At 70.8% G+C, this 19,788-nt stretch carries 13 protein-coding genes and 1 pseudogene; 11 read left to right on the top strand and 3 right to left on the bottom strand.

Annotated elements, in window-relative coordinates; genetic code table 11:
- Positions 1-104 precede the first annotated feature (104 nt).
- Positions 105-1,562, bottom strand: coding sequence for a hypothetical protein (locus WMF33_RS30420; RefSeq protein ID WP_437331910.1), 1,458 nt, complete (start codon positions 1,560-1,562; stop codon positions 105-107).
- A 365-nt stretch (positions 1,563-1,927) separates the two neighbouring features.
- Here WMF33_RS30420 and WMF33_RS30415 point away from each other — a divergent pair, with 365 nt between their 5' ends.
- The 3 genes and pseudogenes from WMF33_RS30415 to WMF33_RS30405 form a co-directional block, all read left to right on the top strand.
- Entirely contained in the window at positions 1,928-2,641 is a 714-nt protein-coding gene (locus tag WMF33_RS30415; RefSeq protein WP_437331909.1) for a response regulator transcription factor, read from the top strand.
- A complete protein-coding gene (locus tag WMF33_RS30410) occupies positions 2,638-4,008 on the top strand; it encodes a sensor histidine kinase (protein WP_437331908.1) in 1,371 nt (456 codons plus the stop codon). Before WMF33_RS30415 ends, WMF33_RS30410 begins: the two co-directional genes overlap by 4 nt.
- A gap of 1,504 nt (positions 4,009-5,512) precedes the next feature.
- A pseudogene (locus tag WMF33_RS30405) lies at positions 5,513-5,716 on the top strand (transposase); the annotation flags it as partial.
- A gap of 383 nt (positions 5,717-6,099) precedes the next feature.
- On the opposite strand, the gene WMF33_RS30400 reads toward WMF33_RS30405, so the two are convergent.
- Both WMF33_RS30400 and WMF33_RS30395 read right to left on the bottom strand, forming a co-directional pair.
- A complete protein-coding gene (locus WMF33_RS30400) occupies positions 6,100-8,151 on the bottom strand; it encodes a B12-binding domain-containing radical SAM protein (RefSeq protein WP_437331907.1) in 2,052 nt (683 codons plus the stop codon).
- A 145-nt stretch (positions 8,152-8,296) separates the two neighbouring features.
- Entirely contained in the window at positions 8,297-10,237 is a 1,941-nt protein-coding gene (locus WMF33_RS30395) for a glycoside hydrolase family 43 protein (RefSeq protein WP_437331906.1), read from the bottom strand.
- Positions 10,238-10,617: 380 nt separating this feature from the next.
- Here WMF33_RS30395 and WMF33_RS30390 point away from each other — a divergent pair, with 380 nt between their 5' ends.
- The 8 genes from WMF33_RS30390 to WMF33_RS30355 all read left to right on the top strand — a co-directional run bounded on the left by WMF33_RS30390 (position 10,618) and on the right by WMF33_RS30355 (position 19,786).
- Positions 10,618-12,399, top strand: a complete 1,782-nt coding sequence (locus tag WMF33_RS30390; RefSeq protein ID WP_437331905.1) for a DUF2169 domain-containing protein — start codon at positions 10,618-10,620, stop codon at positions 12,397-12,399.
- 202 nt (positions 12,400-12,601) lie between these two features.
- Positions 12,602-14,740 carry a type VI secretion system Vgr family protein gene (locus tag WMF33_RS30385; RefSeq protein WP_437331904.1) on the top strand — a complete coding sequence of 713 codons (2,139 nt, stop codon included), beginning with the start codon at positions 12,602-12,604 and terminating at the stop codon, positions 14,738-14,740.
- 214 nt (positions 14,741-14,954) lie between these two features.
- A complete protein-coding gene (locus WMF33_RS30380; protein ID WP_437339538.1) occupies positions 14,955-15,437 on the top strand; it encodes a DUF6484 domain-containing protein in 483 nt (160 codons plus the stop codon).
- Positions 15,434-16,687, top strand: a complete 1,254-nt coding sequence (locus tag WMF33_RS30375; RefSeq protein WP_437331903.1) for a TIGR02270 family protein — start codon at positions 15,434-15,436, stop codon at positions 16,685-16,687. Before WMF33_RS30380 ends, WMF33_RS30375 begins: the two co-directional genes overlap by 4 nt.
- Before the next feature lie 77 nt (positions 16,688-16,764).
- Positions 16,765-17,238, top strand: coding sequence for a DUF4150 domain-containing protein (locus tag WMF33_RS30370; protein ID WP_437331902.1), 474 nt, complete (start codon positions 16,765-16,767; stop codon positions 17,236-17,238).
- A gap of 35 nt (positions 17,239-17,273) precedes the next feature.
- On the top strand, positions 17,274-18,041 hold the full coding sequence (locus WMF33_RS30365) for an AHH domain-containing protein (RefSeq protein ID WP_437331901.1): 768 nt from the start codon (positions 17,274-17,276) through the stop codon (positions 18,039-18,041).
- A 31-nt stretch (positions 18,042-18,072) separates the two neighbouring features.
- Complete coding sequence (locus WMF33_RS30360) at positions 18,073-18,654, top strand: imm11 family protein (protein WP_437331900.1); 582 nt, start codon at positions 18,073-18,075, stop codon at positions 18,652-18,654.
- A 40-nt stretch (positions 18,655-18,694) separates the two neighbouring features.
- Complete coding sequence (locus WMF33_RS30355) at positions 18,695-19,786, top strand: hypothetical protein (protein WP_437331899.1); 1,092 nt, start codon at positions 18,695-18,697, stop codon at positions 19,784-19,786.
- The last annotated feature ends 2 nt before the right edge of the window (positions 19,787-19,788 follow it).

The raw sequence follows: 19,788 nt of genomic DNA, 5'->3' as shown, positions 1-19,788 counted from the left end.
TCTCGTCTCTCATCTCTTCCTCCTGGAAACATCCGACGTCCCGTGTCAGTCAGCGCCGCCGCTGAGAGAAGAACGCCTGGTGGCCCCTGGCCGCCCGGCGCGCGTCACTCCGCGGTGGCGCCCGCCTCGATCCAGGCGCGGATTGTCTGGATCTCCTCGTCCGTGGGCTTCACGCCGGCGGGGGGCATCGTCGTGCCGCACTCGGTGCATTCGATGTTGCTAAAGTCTCCGGTCAGCTTGCGGATCAACCAGCTCGTGCTGGGGGAGCCTGGATCGACCAGCGGCATATCGATCTCGGTGGCCGTCACCCCGACCAGGGCTTCGCGCACCTTGGAGGGGGCCACACCGCTGAGCACCAGCCCTTTGGAAGCAGCCACCGCGCCGTGGCAGCCGGTGCAGTACGCGTTCAGGATGGGCGCCACCTTCTCCGCGAACACGCCCGTTTCCGTGGTGGTCGGGCCGCTGGACGGTGGCGCCGCGTGGCCGAGCGCATGCATCTCCTCGCACTGGGCGATCATCTCGGCCTTGTATTTCGCCTCGTCCTCTCCAATGCCCTTCGCGACCCGATAGCGCTCCCACATGTCGTCGATCCAACCATGCAGCCGCCAGAAGGACACCAGGGCGACATTGACGTTGTTGTCGACCAGGTTGTACGGCGAGCCTGGCACGGCCCACTGCGAGTGCAGCCCGCCGTGGATGCCACCCGGCGGACGGCCGGAATCGTCCGTTCCACCCCCGTCCCCACCCATTCCACCCCCGCCCCCACCCGGTCCGCCACCGCCTCCACTCGTTCCGTCGCCGCCACCCGATCCATCACTCCCACCCGTTCCATCGTCGCTCCCGCCCGGTCCGCCGCCAAAGCCGGGAGGACCCCCCGGCGGGAACCCGCCAGGACCCCCCGGCGGGAACCCGCCCTCTCCCAGCTGGATCCATTGTCCCAAGTCGTCCTCGCTTTCGAACAGATCGAGGTTGTTCTCGATGTCCTGCAGGAGCGCGATCGCTGCCAGCTGGTCCTCGCTCCAGCGGATGTCGACCCACGGCAACGGGTTCTCGGGATCGTCCTGGGTCAGCGGCACCTCCTTGAAGCCGCTGATGATGGCGGCGTGCTTGGGGAACGCTTCCTTGAATCCACGGATCATGTGGCGATGCATCACGAGGAACGCATAGCCGTCGCCGGGCTCGCCTTCCTGGATCTCGGCGCGCCACAAGCCACGCGCTGCCATGACCTCGGCGCCCTCGCAAATGCCTCCTGGGCGGCCCTGCACGCAGCCCTGATCCCAGCGCCGGATGTTGTGCCAGTCGCCGTGCTCCTGATCCCATTTCTGCTCCTCGATCCAGTCGAACATCTCCTGAGGCAACTGCAGGTCGTATTGGTCGTCCGAGGGATCGTTCGGGTCGCCCTCGCTCGTGTAGATCCGGATGAGCTCCCCGGTCATCGTTGCGTCGCGCGGATCTGGATCGTAGGGTATGCCGCATTGGGCATGCTCTCCGACGTGCGTGCCCGTGTCGGCCTGCGCATCATCGGTCGTCTTCGTGCACGACGCCGGGACGAGGACGAGCAAGAGCGCGATGGGCGAGAGCCCTCTAGCGCCCCCGCTGCCCCGGCCCGAGGAGGCGGAGTCCGTTCCCATGTCTCTCAACATGAGTCGCTCCGAGCGGACGAAAGGCGCGGCCTGGGCCGGAAGCCCTGCCGCCCATCGCAGAAATCGAGCGTGAACCATGTCAGTTCTCCTTGGCGCCTTCTTTGCTCGGCCGGCGACGCCGGTGATCGAGAGGAGGAAGGCCGCTCTCCTCACGAAGGCGTTCCACGTCCGCCCGACCCGCCCGCGACGATGGCCGCCCGCCATGTGGGCGTCGTTGCTGGAGTGTGTCGGAGTGTTGCAGGCGGGCTCGCCCCGCCCCGCCCGGGGTTATCTTCGGATCTCGAATGGATACCCTGGAGCCTCCGATCCGCGCCCTCCTCGTCGAGGACGACGAGCGCCTCGCCCGCTTCACCCGCGAGTACCTGGAGGAGCACGGCGTCTCCATCACCCACGCCGCCGACGGCGAGGCCGGCCTGCGCGAGGGCCGGCGCGGCGGCCACGACGTGATCATCCTCGACCTCCTGCTCCCGCGCCGGAGCGGTCTCGAGGTCTGCCAGGCCCTGCGCGAGGGCTCCGACGTGCCGGTCCTGATGGTGACAGCCCGGGCCGAAGAGGCCGATCGCGTCCTCGGCCTGGAGATGGGCGCGGACGATTACCTCACCAAGCCTTTCTCCTCGCGCGAGCTGCTCGCGCGTATCCGCGCCATGGTCCGCCGCGCCCGCGGCCAGGTCACCTCGGGGCCGCGGGTGCTGCGCGTGGGCCCTCTGGTGCTCCACACCGGCAGCTTGCGGGCCACCCTGGGCGGCCGGGAGCTCGCGCTCACCGCCTACGAGTTCACGCTGCTCCGCGTGCTGGCCGAGCGCCGGGGCCGGGTGCTCACCCGCGAGCAGCTGCTCGATCTGGCCAAGGGCGCCGCGGAGGAGGCCTTCGATCGTTCCATCGATGTCCGCATCTCGCGCCTCCGGCAGAAGCTCGAGGAGGACCCGAAGCGCCCGCGCCTGCTCAAGACCGTGCGCGGCGCCGGCTACCTGCTCGCCGACGACGAGGCGGACCTGTGAGCCGCACCGGCCGCGCGCTGCGCCGCTTCCTGGTCCGGGTCTACCTCCACGGCCTGCTTCTCATCTTCCTCGCCGGCGCCTCGGTCTTCCTGGTGCTGGAGTCGATGGTGCGCCCCGCCATGGATCAGCGCGTCGACGGCACGACCGCCTGGGTGGTGGATCACATGGCCCTCTCCACGGGCGATCCGGCGCGCCTCGAGCGCGAGCTCGCCGCCCTCAAAGGCCGCGCCAACATCCAGCTGTCCTTCTACGACGCGCGCGGCGCGCTCCTCGCCACCGGCGTCCATCCCCCGTTGCCCCCGCTCCCTGCCGAGCAGGCCGCGCGCCTCGAGCCCGGGGTAGCCACGCCCATCGGTCCCCCGCACACGCACGCCGTCGGCCTCTTCACCGACGGCCGCCGCGTCGGCCACGCGATCGCCCATCGCGCCATTCCCGCTTCGCCCATCACGCCCGCGGTGGTCGCGCTCCTCGCGGTCCTGCTGGTGCTCGCGGCCGCCTCCATCCCGCTCGCCCGGTCCGTGGCGCGCCCCATCGAGCGCCTGCGCGGAGTGGCCCAGGCCTTTGGCGCGGGCCAGCTAGAGGTGCGCTCAGCGATCGCGCGGCAGGACGAGATCGGCGATCTCGCCCGCTCCTTCGACGAGATGGCCGATCGCCTGGTCGCGCTGCGCCGCGCCGAGAAGGAGCTGCTCGCCAACGTCTCCCACGAGCTGCGCACCCCCCTGTCGCGGATCCGGGTCGTGCTGGATCTCGCGAGCGAGGGCGATCCCCAGCGCGTCCGCCGCTACCTCGGCGAGCTCGCGGAGGACCTCGGCGAGCTCGAGCGGCTGGTCAACGACGTGCTCACCGCCGCGCGGCTCGATCTCGCCGTCAACCCCGGCGGCCTCCCGCGACTCGAGCGCGCGCCGGCGGATCTCGGCGATCTCGTCGAGGGCGCGGCGACCCGCTTCCGCGCGCGCTCTCCCGAGCGGCAGCTCGCCCTCGCGGTGGATCTCGACGGGCCCGTGTCATTCACGGCCGACCGCTCCCTGCTCCGGCGGGCGATCGACAACCTGCTCGACAACGCGCAGAAGTACTCCGACGCCGACGCACCCGTGACGCTGCGCGCCCGCCTCGACGGCGGCGCCGCCGTGATTGAGGTGGAGGATCGCGGCGTCGGCATCCCCGAGGAGGACCTGCCCCACCTGTTCCGCCCCTTCTTCCGCGGCGACCAGAGCCGCACCCGCGCGACCGGCGGCGTCGGCCTCGGCCTGATGCTGGCGCGCCGGATCGTGGAGGCGCACGGCGGCCGGCTGGAGATCGAGAGCCGGGTGGGCCAAGGAACGACGGCGCGGATCGCGCTGCCGGTGGAGGCGGGGGAGGCGGCGTGAGTCATGCGAGCGCGGCGGAGCGCCGCGAGCCCGCCCAGAGCGCCCGCATGTGCGTCACGCTCGGCGGCGCCACGCAGCGGCGAGGCCTGAGGCGGGGGATCCGCGCATGTGAAGCAACGGTGAGCGGGCGCTTCCGCCCGGCGCACGAATGAGGCCGATCAGGTCGATCGTCGGGCGATCGACGAGCAGATCGAGCTCGTGCTCGCGTTGCTCGTCGATCTCGACGCCTCGCAGGGCGCGGGCGCCGCGGTGACGGGGCCCGGGGAGATCGTGCTGGTGGGCGGGGTGCAGGGCGGCGCCGCGGCGCCGACCCGGCGGCTCGCGCCTGGGTGCGCCGGCGCGTGCGCCGCCGCAGAGGTCGCGGGCGCCCGCCCTGCCGGCTGCGGTCGCGGACGTCGCGGCGTTCGCGCTGCCCGGGGGCCGGGTCCTCGCCGTGGGCTCCGAGGCCGGCGCGGACGGGCCGACGAGGAGCTTCGTGGTGCAAGAGATTGATCGCCCGCGCACGCCCTCGCGCTTGCCTCCCCGGCACAGGCCTGCTGATTGCCGACAGCTCCCCAGGCCCGGGGCTTGACAGCTGGGCCCGGGTCGGGGCCAAGGCACCCCGAGGGGGTGCGATCCGCCGTCACGCTCCCCAAAATCCCGGAGGATTCGACGGATCGCGACGGTTCGGCGCCGCGGAACAGTCCCGCCAGGCTTTCTCCGGCAGCGAGAACGGACCGGAAGCAAGCTCGGCTAATTCAAAACGTTACGTCTGATTTTTCCGCCGAGCGGGGCTCGGCCGTGGTCCAACGCGGCGATCTCGTTGTCGCGAGTTGCTATGACTCCGCGAGTCCGGGGGCCGCGACAAGACGGGCCGGGAGCTCGTGCGGCTGAGCCGCGCGGGGGCCGGGACGCGGCCAGGGTGAAGCTCGCCGGGCGCACGGTGGAGGTCGCGGCGGGGACCTGCACGACGACCGTGCCGCTCGACGTGTCCGCCGCCGGCGGGGGGGCCGGCGGAGCCGAGATGAGGGGATGGAAGGGGAATGGGGTCGCGGCCGGGCGGCAGCGACCTGCAGGTCGGCAGGGGGGTGGGCGAGACCAGGCGGCAGCGACCTGCAGGTCGGCAGGGGGGTGGGCGAGACCAGGCGGCAGCGACCTGCAGGTCGGCAGCGGGGTGGGCGAGACCAGGCGGCAGCGACCTGCAGGTCGGCAGGGGGGTGGGCGAGACCAGGCGGCAGCGACCTGCAGGTCGGCAGGGGGGTGGGCGAGACCGGGCGGCAGCGACCTGCAGGTCGGCAAGGGGGTGGGCGAGACCAGGCGGCAGCGACCTGCAGGGGTGGTGTCCTAATGAGGGCAGACGGCGCGCCGCCGCTTGACCGGCGCGTGCGACCGCCATGCGGTCACCGATCTGAAGCTCAAGCGTCCCCATCCAATACGCCCTCTGTGCTGGACGTTGGACATCGCCGGCGCCGTCTGGTTCTTCCCCGCTTCCGTGGACACCCCCGGAGGCACCCAGGGGGCAGGGATGGGACGGAGAAAGAGGAGGGCGTTCACGCCCGAGTTCAAGGCGGAGGCGGTACGGTTGGCCAAGGCGGGCGACCGGAGCATTGGCCAGGTAGCGAAGGACCTCGACCTGACCGAGACGGCGATGCGCGACTGGATCAAGCGCGCGGACGCTGACGCGGGCCACGGCCCGCCGGGAGCGTTGACCACGCCGGAGCGTGAGGATTCAGAGCTGGTGAAGTCGCCTTCCTCGGCGGCGATGTCGGGCGAACCGTTTATCCTCGTGTGGCTCCTCACTGCTGGCGCGCCCAACGCTCCGAATGAGCCGCCAACGAACACGATGAAAGCGAACCCCTCCTCGTCGACCTCATTCGGTCGCTAGGCTCGCCTTCCCAAAGATCTTAACTTTGGCCTCATGGATTTCTAGTGCGAGGATCACCTCGTCCCGCGTCCAGCTTGGATTGCCGTGCCCGTGTGTTACGGCCATGATATGTGCCCAACGACTTCGGATTCTGCTGCGCGTGGATGCGCTACGTTCACCCACGCGTCGACGATCTCGACGAGCACTGTCCGGGACGCGGACAGGCCCGGCGTCACGACGAAGCTCCCTCAGCGCGCCGCGCTGGCCGCGTGCGACGGCCGCCGCCCCGACGTCACGGCCGGCGCGGCGCCCGCGACGAACCTGACGCGCACCGGCTTCGGCCGGAGCGGCGGCAGCGAGCGCGCCAGCCGCTCGTACGCGTCGCGCCCCACGCGCCGCTCCTCGTGGACGAGCGTCGCCCAGATCGAAGCCTCGCGCGCCTCCGCCTGCTCGGCCGCGCGCGGATCGAAGCGCAGCCCCCGCTCGATGGCCGTCGCGCCGGGCACGCCGCCCTCGGCGCGCCGCGCCGCGCGCTCCCGGAAGACGCCCGGACCGAAGCGGTCGTACTGGAGGATCGTGTGCGCCGTCGACACCGCGCCGGCCCACGGATAGCTGCGCAGCGTCCAGCCGCGCGACAGGTCGGCGAGCCGCTCGTCGACGTCGGCGCGCTCGGCGTCGGTCTTCCACGGCTCCCGCGGGACGAAGAACAGGCCGAGCCCGAGCTCGTCGCCCTCCAGCTCGAACACCTCGTCGATGCCGAAGCGCTCCGGCGCCTGCGCGACCAGCGAGCCGTGCGTCAGCCCGAACTCGCCGACGATGTACACCGCGAGCGCCTCCCGCCGCTCGCGCAGGAAATCGAGCGTCTCGACCGCCTCGGCGTGCGTCTCGGTGGGGAAGTCCGTGAAGCACATCGCCTCGGCGGCCACGCCCGCGGACGCGAGGTGATCGATGACGTCGGAGACGACCTCGACCGGCGCGCCCTTGTCGATGAGGCCGAGGACCCGCGGCGACGCGGACTCGACGCCGAGCGCGCACGCGACGGCGCCCGCGCGGCGCAGCACGTCCGCGCGCTCCCGCGTGAGGTACTTCTCCGGCTTGAGGTCGGTCGCCCACCGCACGTCGAGCCCGGCGTCGAGGATCGCCTGCGCCATCTTCACGAGCGTCTTCGGCGCGACCGAGTCCTGCGACAGGTAGAAGTGGCGGGTGCCGTGCCGCGCGGCGAGCGCCCCGAGGTGCGCCACGATCGTCTCGACGGCGCGCTCGCGGTACGCCGCGGTGCCGACCTCCGCGAGCCCGTAATGGCAGAACGTGCACTTGCCCCAGTAGCAGCCCCGCGTCGGGTCGTACGGGAGCACCAGCGTCGGCGCAAGGTACGCCCCGACCGGGAGCCCGTCGAAGTCGGGCGCCGGGAGCGCCTTGAGGTCCTCCATGCCGTGGCCGGGCATCCAGCGCGCGCCCATCAGCCGGTCGCGCGCCACGACGTTCGGCACGTCGCGCAGCGGCCGGCCCTCGTCGAGGGCGCGCGCGAGCGCGAGCAGGGTGTGCTCGCCCTCGAAGAGGCACGCCGAGTCGAACGGCCCGAGGGCGCGCGCGAGCCGCTCGCCCGAGAGCCGGAGGAGCAGCTGCGTGACGCCGGGGCCGCCGCACGTGACGTGCACGCCCGGCAGCGCCTCCTTGATCTTGCGCGCGAACGCGTACGCGGGCTGGAGCTGGCCGGGGAAGCACACGGAGAGACCCACGATGTCGGCGCGCGCGTCGCGGAGCCGGGGCACGAGGACCTGCTGCACCCAGGCGTCGAACGGATCGTGCTCCGGGCGGCTCGACCGGGCGATCTCGTCCATCGACATCAGGCCGAACGGCGTCCGGTATGCCGTGAAGTCGAGCTTGAGCGGGTGGTGGGTGGCGGACACGACGCCGAGCGCCGCCTCGATCGTCGCGACCGCGCGGGCGTAGGCGTCCGGGTCGTAGAAAGTATCGGCGGAGCGGAGCGCGGCCTTGGCGCCCTCGACCGCGCCCGGGACGGCGTGCGCGTCGCCGCGCGCGCGGGCGAGGGCCAGGTACTCGAGCTGCTCGGCGTGCGGGAGCGCCGCGCGCCGGTCGAGCTCGCCGAGGCGCGCCTCGAGCCGGTCGAGGAGCCCCGCCATGCGGTCCTGGGCGAGGAGGGCGTCGAACGCCTCGACGTTCGCGTCGACGGGCAGCACCTCCACGCCGTTCGCGCGGAGGAAGCCGGTCAGCATCGGCACTGCGAGGTACGGCGCGGTGGGGTCGCAGGTCGGCGGATAGACGAGCGCGATGCGCATGCGGGGCGGCGGTCTAGCACAGGCCCGGAGGAGCGTCCGGGCCGGTCGACCGCGATGCCGTCGAGGCCGGCGGCGGCTCCCTCGGAGGCCGCCGGCGCCGCGCGACCCCTTCAGGCAGGCGCGCCAGGGAGCACATCCGCTCTCCTCACGGCTGCTCCGTGTAGGCGTAGAGGCCGATGTAGGTCCCGACGAAGCCGCCGGCCTGCTGCGTGCTCAGGATCTTCCCGTCGACCTCTTCCAGGAGGCTGACCCACGCGCCGGGCTCACGCGCGTAGGAGAAGCTGTAGGCGGCGCCCTGCGCCTCGATCTTGAGGTGGATGGGCGCGCCTGCGGAGAGATCGAGCGGTGCCGAGGCGATCACCTGGGGTTCGCCGTTCGCGGTGCTCCCGGCCTTCTTCTCCAGCTGGATGACCGGCTTGCCGTCCGCCAGCGTGACGCCGAGGAAGTAATAGAAGTCGTCGTTCTGGAACGCGACGAGCCCCGCCGCGTCCCCGGGCGCTTCTGGCAGGTACTTCATGGCCGTGGAGGCGGAGGCCCAGCCGTGCTGCTGCCGCCGGCCGACGAACGACGGTTGCTCGCGCCGCCCGAGGTGGGCCGCGCGCGCCTTCAAGGTCAGCCACCCGGGCGACGCGGTGAGATCGTGCCATTGCTCGACGGGCGTGCGGATGAAGTTCCAGGCCGGGGCGAGCTCGTCGCCGTCGAACTCATCCCGGTACGTGAAGTTGCCGCTCGTCGGGGTGGCCGGCGCCGGCTGCGGCGGCAGGGCTGGGACGTCGTGCACGTAGGGCACCGTCTCCGTGCCTGCCGTGATGACGGGCCAGCCGTCGACCCACCGGACGGGCATCAGGAACGTCTCGCGGCCCGTGTTGTAGAGATCGCCCTCGTAGGGCCGGGTGCCCAGAAAGACGGACCACCAGTCGCCGTTCGGCAGCTGAACGAAGTCGGCGTGGCCGGTCGAGGTCACCGGGAAAGGCCGGTTGCGATCGAGGTGGCGTTGCGTGAGGATCGGATTGCCCGTGTAGGGCTCGTACGGGCCGGTCGCCGACGCGCTGCGGAACACCACCTCGGAGTGCTGATCGCCTGTGCCGCCCTCGGCGGCGATCAGGTAGTAGGTTCCATCCACCTTGAAGATGTGGGGGCCCTCGATCCAGATCGGCTTCTTCGAGATGTCGACGCCGCCGTCGACGATCACCGAGCGCGGGCCGACCATCTTCTGCGTCGCCACATCGAACTCCTGGATCCAGAGCGCTCGGTGGCCGTCGTAGAGCGACGCGCCAGCCGGCGGGCCGTTGTTGATGACGTAGGCCTTGCCGTCGTCGTCGAAGAAGAAGGAGGGGTCGATCCCGTCGACGCTGTTGAGCCAGGTGGGGTCCGACCACGGCCCCGCCGGATCGGTGGCGGTCACGAAGAAGTTGCCGCCGCCGCCGACGAGCGTGGTGACCATGTAGAACACGCCGTCGTGGTACCGGATCGACGGCGCGAAGATGCCCTCGGAGATCGCCTGGCTTTCGAGGTCGAGCTGCGAGGGGCGGTCGAGCACGTGCCCGAGCTGCGTCCAGTGGACGAGATCGCGGCTGTGGAAGATGGGGACGCCGGGGAAGTAGGAGAACGACGAGTTGACGAGGTAGTAGTCCTCCCCGACCCGGCAGAGGCTGGGATCAGGGTAGAACCCTGTCAGGATCGGGTTCGAGTACTCGCCTTCCCCCGCGGTGAACTCCTGATACACCGGGTCCTTGCCCTCGTACTCGAACCAGCTGAACTGCGGGTTCTTGCTCGGGGGCATCGAGGTATCCGGGTCGGCGCCGCCGTCGCCGCCGGTACCGCCGTCGCCACCGGTGCCGCCGGTGCCGCCGTCGCCGCCGTCGCCGCCGTCGCCGCCGTCGCCACCGGTGCCCGAGCCGGGGCCGGTGCCGCCATCGCCGCCGGCGCCGCCGGTGCCCGAGCCGGGGCCTTGATCGCCGCTCGTACCCGGGGGTGCGTCCTCGCTGGAGCACGCGCTCGCGAGGAGCGCCAGCAGAACGAAGGCGGCGCGCGCAACGCGCCGATGGGAGCGCCCCGCCAGCCGTGGGCCTCCATCGACGGACACGAGCTTGCCAGAGACCCCGGACGACCGGGCCTGACTCGGCTCGCTCTCACGACCCACCAGCGCGTCCCCGCGCCTCCATTCGCTTCCAGGAGGGGCACCGATCGCGGACAAGCTCTTCATGAAGAACACCTCGCTGGTCAGGCTGGACCCGACCACGTCAAGAACCTCGGCGAGCCTCGGGACTCGCCAGCAACGACCCAAGGTCGCCCGGAGAGTACTGAACCCTCCGCATGAGGAAAACCTATGAATACGCTTGAGCCTGGGTCGGGGTCGGCTGGCGGCCCGAGCAGCCGTCGATCGCCTCGTGAACGACCCGGGCCGGGGCGCGACTCGTCACTGGATGCCCGGGGGGATCGTGAGGCATGCTGCGTCGAGCGTCGATGAGCCCCTCCACGCAGCACGTCGCGATCACCCCCCTCGGTCCTGCCGAGGCGGCGACGGTCGCCTGGCTCCTGCGCGGCCAGCTCCATGTCACCGTCGTCGTGAAGGCGACGTTCGCGCTCGTCCCCGAGGGGCGCATGTCCCTCGCGAAGCCGGAGCCGATCGCGCCGGACGAGCAGCCGGATCCGTCGGGCCGCGGGCTTCGCGCCGCGGGCGACCTCGCGCCGTACCGCGCGCAGTGCGACGTCGTTGTGACCGGCCACGCGGAGCTGCCGCCGGCGTTCTCGTCGCCGGCGGTCATGGTCCGGCTCACGGTGGTGCAGGGCGGCCAGGTCCGCATCGACAAGCAAGCGCAGCTCGACGGCTCGGCGCGCGTCGGCGCGGGTCGCTCCCACGTTCGCATCGAAGGCATGGGGCCGCTCTCCCGCGCGTCGCCGCCGCGCAGCCGGCTGCTCGGCGGCGTCGACGCGCGCCGCCTCGCGGGCCTCTGGCTCGACATCCCCGAGGGGCTCGACGCGAGCTACTTCCAGGCGGCGCCGGCCGATCAGCGCCTCGGCGCGCTGCGCGGCGACGAGTGGATCGTGCTCGGCGGCATGATCGCGCAGCGGCCGAAGCTCCGGACGCAGCTGCCCGAGGCCCGCGGCGCCGCGCGGCTCTACCGGAGGCAGGGCGCCGCGCCGCGGGCTGGAGAGCCGATCCCGCTCCGCGCCGACACCGTGCACGTCGACGTGGATCGGCGCTGCTGCTCCGTCGTGTGGCGCGGCCATCTGCCCGTGGAGGCCGCGGAGCTCGCGTCGCTGCGCGTGCTCGCGGGCGTGGAGCTCCCAGGGCAGCCGGTGGCGTGGGCCGATCCGTTCGGCGCCGGCGGCGCGTCCGCCGCGGGCGCCGCGCCGCCGGCGGCGGCGTCGCAGCGAGGCGACAGGGGCGGCGCGCTGGAGGGCACGAGCCACCTGAGCCTCGAGGAGGCGGCCAGGGTGGTCGCGGCGCCGGTGACGCCGTTCGACCCGTGGCGCGCTCCGGCCCGCGCGGCGCGCTCGAGCGCCGCGCCGCCGGCTGCGCCCGGTGCCGCTGCCGCGCATAGCACCGAGGTGCCTGCGCCGCGCGCGCGCGAGAGCGATGCGCCGGCGGAGACGGCCCCGGTCGCGGGGGCTGCTCCGCGCGGGGAGAGCGCGCCTCGTGGTGAGGCGACGCCTCGTGGCGAGACCGCGCCGCCCGGCGAGACCGCCGTGCTCGGGGGGACGAGCCAGCTCAGCCTCGAGGAGGTGGCCAGGGCGGCCGCCTCCGCTGCGACGCCGTTCGGCGCGCGCCGCGCGCCCTCCGAGCCTGCGCGCGCGGCTGCGCCTCGCCCCGCTGCGCCGGCGGCGTCGCAGCCGGCCGCTGCCCCGCGCGCAGCGGCGTCCTCGCCCGTGCGCCACGGCGCCCTCGAGCTGCTCGGAGAGACGAGCGCGCTCAGCGCCGAGGAGGCGGCGAAGGCCATCGCCTTCGCGGCGACGCCGTTCGACGCCGGGCGAGCGCCGGCCGCTGCCGCGCCCGCGCGCCGTCCCGCCCCCTCGAGCGCGTTTCCGGCCTCGCCCGCGCTGCTCGCGCCGGCGCCTCCCGTTGCGCACGCCCAGGCGGCGCCGCCCCCCGTGCAGCCGCCCGGCCTGGGCGATGCGCGCGGCCTGGGCGATGCGCGCGGCCTGGGCGATGCGCGCGGCCTGGGCGATGCGCGCGGCCGGCCGGAGGGGCTCGGCGCGCAGTTCCTCGCGGCGATGGCCGACGCCGATCTGGCGTCCATCTAGCGGGACCGGAAATGGCGCGGCGGCGCCGTCCCGGCGCGCGGCTCGACCGGCGCGCCCGGGATCTTTCCGGCATCTCGCCGGCGTCGAGGGCCGTCGTCCATTGCGGTCGAGCGGGCGTCGCACGTAGGATGGCATCCGGCTGAATGCTGCCCGCGGTCCGTCCGCGCATCCGCTCGGCGCACGTCTGCTCAAGGGAGAGTCCATGCACTTGTTTCAGGTCGACGGACTGGAGCACGAGCTCCGTGTGACGCGGTTCGAGGGGCGCGAGGGCATCTCCGAGCTCTTTCACTTCGATGTCCTCGTCGCCTCGCCGGAGAAGGACATCGCGTTCACGGACGTCGTGGGCAAGGCGGCGCTGCTCACCTTCCAGATCGGCGAGCAGCCCCGGTTCGTCCATGGCGTGGTCGCGAGCTTCGAGCAGGGCGAGGAGGGGAAGCGGCTCACGGCCTATCACGCCACGATCGTGCCCGACGTCGCGCGCCTCAAGCACCGCCGGAACAGCCGGATCTTCCAGGCGCTCACCGCCCCGGAGATCATCGAGAAGGTGCTGCGCGCGGCCGGGATCCCGGGCGATGGCTACCGCTTCTTGCTGAGCGGGGTTTACCGCGCGCGGGAGTATTGCGTGCAGTACCGGGAGAGCGACTTCGCCTTCGTGTCGCGGCTGCTCGAGGAGGAGGGCATCTGTTACTACTTCGAGCACGACGAGGGCGGCCACGTGCTCGTGTTCGCCGACGGCCCCTCTGCGCACGGGCCGATCGCGGGAGAGAGCGCGGTCGTGTTCCGGCCGCAGCTCGGCGCGCTGTTCCAGGGCGAGCACGTCTCTCGTTTCCGGTACGTCGAGCGGGTGCGGTCGGGGAAGGTGACGCTGCGCGACTACAACTTCAAGAAGCCCGGCCTGTCGCTCGAGAGCAACGCCCAGGCGGACGCGGACGACGACCTCGAGGTCTACGATTATCCGGGCGACTACGACGCGCCCGGCGCGGGCTCGAGCCTCGCCAAGATCCGGCTCGAACAGCTCCAGACCTCGCGCAGGACGGGCAGCGGCGAGAGCGTCTGCCCGCGCTTCGTCCCGGGCCAGACCTTCACGCTCGCGGAGCACGGCCGCGACGCCTTCAACCGCGAGTATCTGCTCGTCTCCGTGCACCATTACGGCCACGAGCCGGCGGTGGACGCCGTCACCGACAGCGACGTCCCGGCGTACGGGAACCGGTTTCAGGTCATCCCTTCCGACGTCCCTTACCGTCCGCCGTCGGTGACGCCGTGGCCGACGATCAAGGGGATCCAGACGGCGATCGTGGTCGGTCCTCCTGGCGAGGAGGTCTATACGGACGAGCATGGCCGCATCAAGGTCCAGTTCCACTGGGACCGGGAGGGCAAGAAGGACGCCCAGAGCTCGTGCTGGATCCGCGTGAGCCAGATCTGGGCCGGCGCCGCGTGGGGCGCGGTGTTTCTGCCGCGGATTGGCCACGAGGTGGTGGTCGATTTCCTCGAGGGCGATCCGGACCGGCCGCTCGTGGTGGGGAGCGTCTATCACGGCACCAACGTGCCGCCGTACGCGCTCCCAGCGGAGAAGACGAAGAGCACCATCAAGTCGAACAGCTCGACCGGGGGCGGCGGGTTCAACGAGCTCCGGTTCGAGGACAAGAAGGGCTCGGAGGAGATCTTCCTGCACGGCCAGAAGGACTGGAACATCGCGATCGAGCACGACAAGAAGCAGTGGATCGGGAACGACGAGATGCTCGAGGTCGCCCACGACCGGAGCAAGGTGGTGGGGAACGATCAGAGCGAGGAGATCGGCGGCCACAAGAGCATCGACGTCGCGAAGACCCACACGGAGACGATCGGCGAGGACGAGACCCTCTCGGTCGGGGGCGACAGGGCCGTGAGCGTCGGCGGGGATCACACGGAGTCGGTCTCGGGGAGCCAGTCGATCGACGTGGGCAAGAGCCAGAGCGCGTCGATCGGCGAGAACAAGAGCGAGTCCGTGGGGGGCTCGAGCTCGGAGAGCGTCGCCAAGGGCAAGTCGACGAGCGTGGACGAGGGCTACACCTTGACGGTGGGCAAGGACATGACGGTGACCATCGGGAAGAGCGCGAAGGAGGAGGTGAAGGAGAAGAAGACGATGATCATCGGCGAGAAGCTCGCGATCCAGTGCGGGGACGCCACGATCACGATCGAGAAGAACGGCAACGTCACCGTGCAGGGGAAGAAGATCACGGTGAAGGGCGAGGGCCCGGTCCGGGTGGAGGGGAAGAAGCTCGACGTGAAGAGCGAGGGGGCGGTGAACGTCGAGGCCTCGGGGAACGTGAAGATCAAGGGGAGCAACGTCGGGGTGAACTGAGGCGGGCAGGGGATCGCGGGCGCTTCGAGGCGAGCGGGAGCGGAGGAGCAGGGCGATGAGGGACGATGGGCGGGCGCCGGCGGCGGAGCAGGGCGGCGAGGTGATCCTGATCGAGGAGGAGGGCGCCGAGGCGGCGGCCTCTGGCGAGGCGGGGGTGGACGAGGCGGCGGGCGAGGCGGACGCGATAGAGGGCGCGGAGGGGCTGCTCGAGCTCGTGGTCGCGGCGCACGAGGAGCGCGTCGCGGCGGAGGCCGCGAAGGCCGGGCCGATCGACGGGGTCGTGGTGGGGCGGATCGTGGGGTTCGGGCCGAACGGCGATCCGCTCGTCGAGGCGGCGGTCCTGGGAGGCGGCGCGGGTGGGGGCGTCCTCGCGCGGTCGATGACGGCGCTCGGGCCGGAGGACGAGGGGCGGGAGGTCGCGCTGCTGTTCGAGGGGGGGCGGCGCGACAGGCCGGTGGTGATGGGGCGGATGCACGCGGCGGGGGACGGCGCGGGCGCGGCGAGGCGCGACGGCGCGACGGCGACGGCGGACGGCGAGCGGCTGGTGCTCACCGCGGAGAAGGAGATCGTGCTCCAGTGCGGCAAGGCCAGCATCACGCTGACGCGGGCTGGCAAGATCCTGATTCGCGGCGCGTATTTGCTCACGCGGTCCTCCGGGGTGAACCGGATCCAGGGCGGCTCGGTGCAGATCAATTGATCTCGACGATAGAAGCCGAAGTCTTCGAGCAGCACGCCTCCGAGGCGGCGTTCCTGTGGTCGTACCGGGACGCGGCGGTGCTGGACCCGCTGTATGATCTCGAGAGCCTGGGTGAGCTCGACGAGCGCCTGGAGGCGCACGTCGACGGCCTCCGGCTCGCCGGCGACGCGGGGTGGGAGATCTGCAGGGCGGCCGTCGACGAGGAGGAGCCGGGGAGCGTGTTTGCGCCGATGGTGCTCGCGGTCGAGCGGCGGGATCTGAAGGGCATCGCCGAGGTGCTCGACGTGGGCGGGGCCGTACCGGCGCTCGCGCGGGCGCTTGTGTCGGGGCTGGGCTGGGTGTCGTTCTCGAAGGTGCGGGCGATCCTTCCCGGGCTTTTGTCGCACCGGGTCGGGCCGGAGCTGTACGCGATCGGGATCGCGGCGTGCGCGGTGCAGCGGCAGGATCCCGGGGCGGCGCTGGGGTACGCGGTGGGGTCGAGCGATCTGCGCCTCAGGGCCAGGGCGCTGCGCGCCGTGGGCGAGCTCGGTCGGGCGGATCTGCTGGACGAGGTGCGGGGCGCGCTGGGCAGCGAGGACGAGGCGTGCCGCTTCGCGGCGGCGTGGTCTGGGGCGGTGCTCGGCGATACGGCGGCGCTGCGGGCGCTCGGGGCCGTCGCGGACGGCGGCGGGCGGTTCGCGGAGCGCGCGTGCGCGATGGCGATGCGGCGGATGGAGCCGGCGCTGGCGTCGACGTGGCTGCGCGCGATCGCCGGGGCGCCGCGGGGGGCGCGCGCGGCGCTCGCGGGGGCGGCGGCGCTCGGGGATCCGGCGCTGATGCCGTGGATCCTCGAGTGCATGGGGACGCCGGAGCTCGCGCGGATGGCAGGCGGGGCGTTCACGATGATCACCGGCGTGGGGCTCGAGGAGGCGAAGCTGCGGGGGGAGAGGCCGGCGGGGTTCCAGAGCGGGCCGAGCGACGATCCGGAGGACGAGGACGTCGCGATGGATCCGGACGAGAGCTTGCCGTGGCCGGATCGGGAGAAGATCGCGGCGTGGTGGGGGAGCCGGGGGAAGGAGCTGAAGCGGGGGACGCGGTACCTCCTGGGGAGGCCGATGGAGGTGGCGTGGCTCGAGGAGGTGCTGAAGCGAGGGAGCCAGCCGGCGAGGGCGGCGGCGGCGGTGGAGCTGGCGTTGCGGGGGGCGCGGCGGGGGGTGGTGGAGGTGAGGGGGCCCGTGCGGGAGCAGGTCAGGGGACGGGGGAGCTACTGATCGATGCCAACGCTGCTCAGCGGCAACGCCGCGTCGGCAGCCGAACAAGAGGCGAATCTCGTGAGACGGAGGCTTCAATGAGCGTGACAGTTGGAGTGAACTCGATGTCGGTGGTCCACAAGGGCAGCGGTGGGGTTACTTCGAGCTTCCCCGACGTCTGCAAGACGCCGAGCCCAGGCGGGCCGATCCCCATTCCCTACCCCAACATCGCCCTCGCCAGTCACACGGCCAAGGGTACGAAGAAGGTGAAGTGCGACGGCAACCCCGTCTGCGTGGCCGACTCCAACTTCAGCACCAGCACGGGCGACGAGGCGGGGACCGCAGGCGGCGGGGTGGTGTCCAACAAGACGAAGGGGAAGGCGGAGTTCGTGAATTACTCCTTCGACGTGAAGTTCGAGGGAAAGGGCGTGGCGCGGGCTCTCGACATGATGCTTCATAACGACAAGAATACGCCGCCGTTCCCGCTGATGCAGGGGCCGGTAGTGGTGATCCTGCCACCCGGGGCCGATGTGACCAGAGAGTGCGCCTGCTGCTCTGAGTCGCTCGGCTGAGCCCTGAGCCCACGGAGAGCGGACGGAGGTCGAGCATGTCGCAGAAGCAGCACACGGCGGATATCGAACACAAGCTCAATCACGTGTCGGTCTCGGGGGCGACCGAGGGAGGCCAGTGCTTGAACCGGCATGTCGGGAGGACAGAGGTCTCCTGCAGCCACATGTGGCAAGGGTTCAAGCAAGCCGAGGCGACGAGCGACCTCTACAACTGGCCGAAGTACAAGGGCATGAAGAAGATGTCCCTGGCCGTCCGCTATGGGACGGATGGATTTCGGTGGCGGGAGCGCAGAGCGCCCCGTCAGCATGAATGGGATGTCGGCGAGCCGGGGCCGCGAGGAAAGAGCAACCACAAGGATAGCGCTAATGTCCCGTATTATCATGAAGCGCATCACCTGGTGCCGAACGGCGTGCTGAACGGCTGTATCAACGACGCGTTTGGCACTATCGATGCGGTCTTGTGGGCAGTACGTGCCGGGTTGCTCGATGAGGGGTACAATATCAACCACAAGCATAACATGGTATTACTCCCGCTCGACGCCGCGATCGCGAAGCAGCTCGAGCTGCCACGCCACCGCGCATTCGGCTCGTACAGCCACCGGACCTACAGCAAGCATGTCAAGACGAAGGTCAAGAAGATAATCAGCGCCAACCAGCAGAACATCGATAATTGTGAGCTGACGAAGTACTCGGATATGAAGGACCAGCTCGTGTCGCTATCAAAGACGCTGTTCGAGCGGGTGGTCAAGGCGGGCAAGGAGGGGGTCTCCAGCCTCGACGACATGAGCAGGCAGAGGTTCAAGTGAGCGCCGAGCGCGGGCCGAGGAGGTAGACGTCATGAGCTTTCACCTGCTGTCGACCACCGGGGACTTGGCGAACGAGGACCTGGTCCTGATCGAGGATGCACCCCGGGGCATGGGTATGAAGAGCTACTGCATGGCTCGCGGCGTTCGCGCCACCCCGCACTATCCGGATAATGCCAAGATCTACCTCAGGGAGGAGAACCCGGGCATCAAGCTCTCGTCGCTGCTCGGCAACACGGAGAGCTACCTCATCGTTTCATCGGCGATGAGGGGCGTCATCGAGCAGCACTGTCAAGGGCTCGAGATCGAGTACCTCGCGTTCACGCTGTACGATCATCGTAAGCGGGTGCACTCGAGAGACTACTGTATCGTCAACCCGATCGGAGCGTTCGACTGCCTCGACGAGGCGGCCAGTGGGGTTAAGTACGGTAAACAGGGCAGCGTCGTCAAGGTCGACAAGTTTGTTCTTGATCGGAACAAGATTCACTTCTTGCCTGCATTGTTCCGTGCTGACAAGGAAGTTACTGAGTACATCGTACGTGACGACCTAGCTCAAGCCCTGAGGACGAGCGGCTTCACGAACGTGCTGCTCGAGGGCCTGGACGTTATCGGCTGAGCGCCTGCGGAGCGCTGCTGGTGGAAGCCCTGGGAGAGCGATGGACCTGGTGATTACGGGCTACGGTGCGCTTTCATGTGTCGGCCAGAGCGCCGCGACGACCTGTGCGTCGATACGAGCTGGGCTGTGCTTGCCGCGAGAGATCCACTGGTTCAGTGTGCTCGACGAGGAGCAGCAGGCGTTGGTTCCGCTCACCGGTCATCCGATCAGGGGCTACACCGACGGTTTCGCTGAGCTTGGAAGGCTCATCCGTCTCGCACATGGAGCCGTGCGCAGCCTGCAAAACGAGTCGGGGCTCCTCGCGAGGGCTGATGCGCGGTTCTGGGAACGCACGGGGCTCATCTTCGTCGGGCCGCCTCTGGAAGAAGACCGCTTCGAGGACGCTGAGGAAGACGTCGATGAGCTGAAGGCATCTGTCCTGGCTCAGCTCATTCGCGCATTGGGTCTCCCCCTATCTGAGCAGGCTTCGGCGCTCGTCGACATCGGCCCGGCTGGTGCGGCAGATGCGATCTATCTCGCTGTTCAGCGCATCACGCAGCGGCAGGTTGAGCGCGTCATCCTCGTCGCGGCAGACTCCTGCCTTGACAGCATCACTCTAGAGTGGCTGCTGGAGCGGGGGTGGCTGAAGTCGCCGCGTAATCCTGTCGGGCTCGTGCCCGGCGAGGCTGCGGCGTGTGTGATGCTCGAGTCGCGCTCGTCCGCGCAGCGACGGGGCGCGCGGGTCACTGCGGTCGTGCGAGCGGCCGCCACCGACCGCGAGGAGGCCCACGCGCTCGCTGACAAAACGAGCACCGGGGCAGGCCTATCTCGCGCCATCTTGAAGGTCACCTCGGGCGGGGGCGCACCTGCTCGCTTCGAGGGCGATGTCATCATCGATCTTGATGGCGTGCCGTGGCGCGCTGCGGAGTGGGGCTATGCCCAGGTGAGGTGCGCCGATGTGCTCGGGCCGAACATGAAGCTCGTGCTTCCGTGCGGATCGCTCGGACACGTCGGCGCGGCGAGCGCTGTGCTGGGGCTGGTAATCGCAGCCCGCTCCTTGGAGCGTGGGTACGCTTCGCGCGGGCAGTCGCTCATCCTCGCCAGCTCCGGCTGGGGTTATGTCGGTGCGGTGCTCGTTGGAGCGGGGAGGTAGAG

Source organism: Sorangium sp. So ce394 (assembly GCF_051474665.1).
Lineage (GTDB): Bacteria > Myxococcota_A > Polyangia > Polyangiales > Polyangiaceae > Sorangium > Sorangium cellulosum_D.
This window is presented reverse-complemented; position numbering and strand designations above follow the sequence as displayed.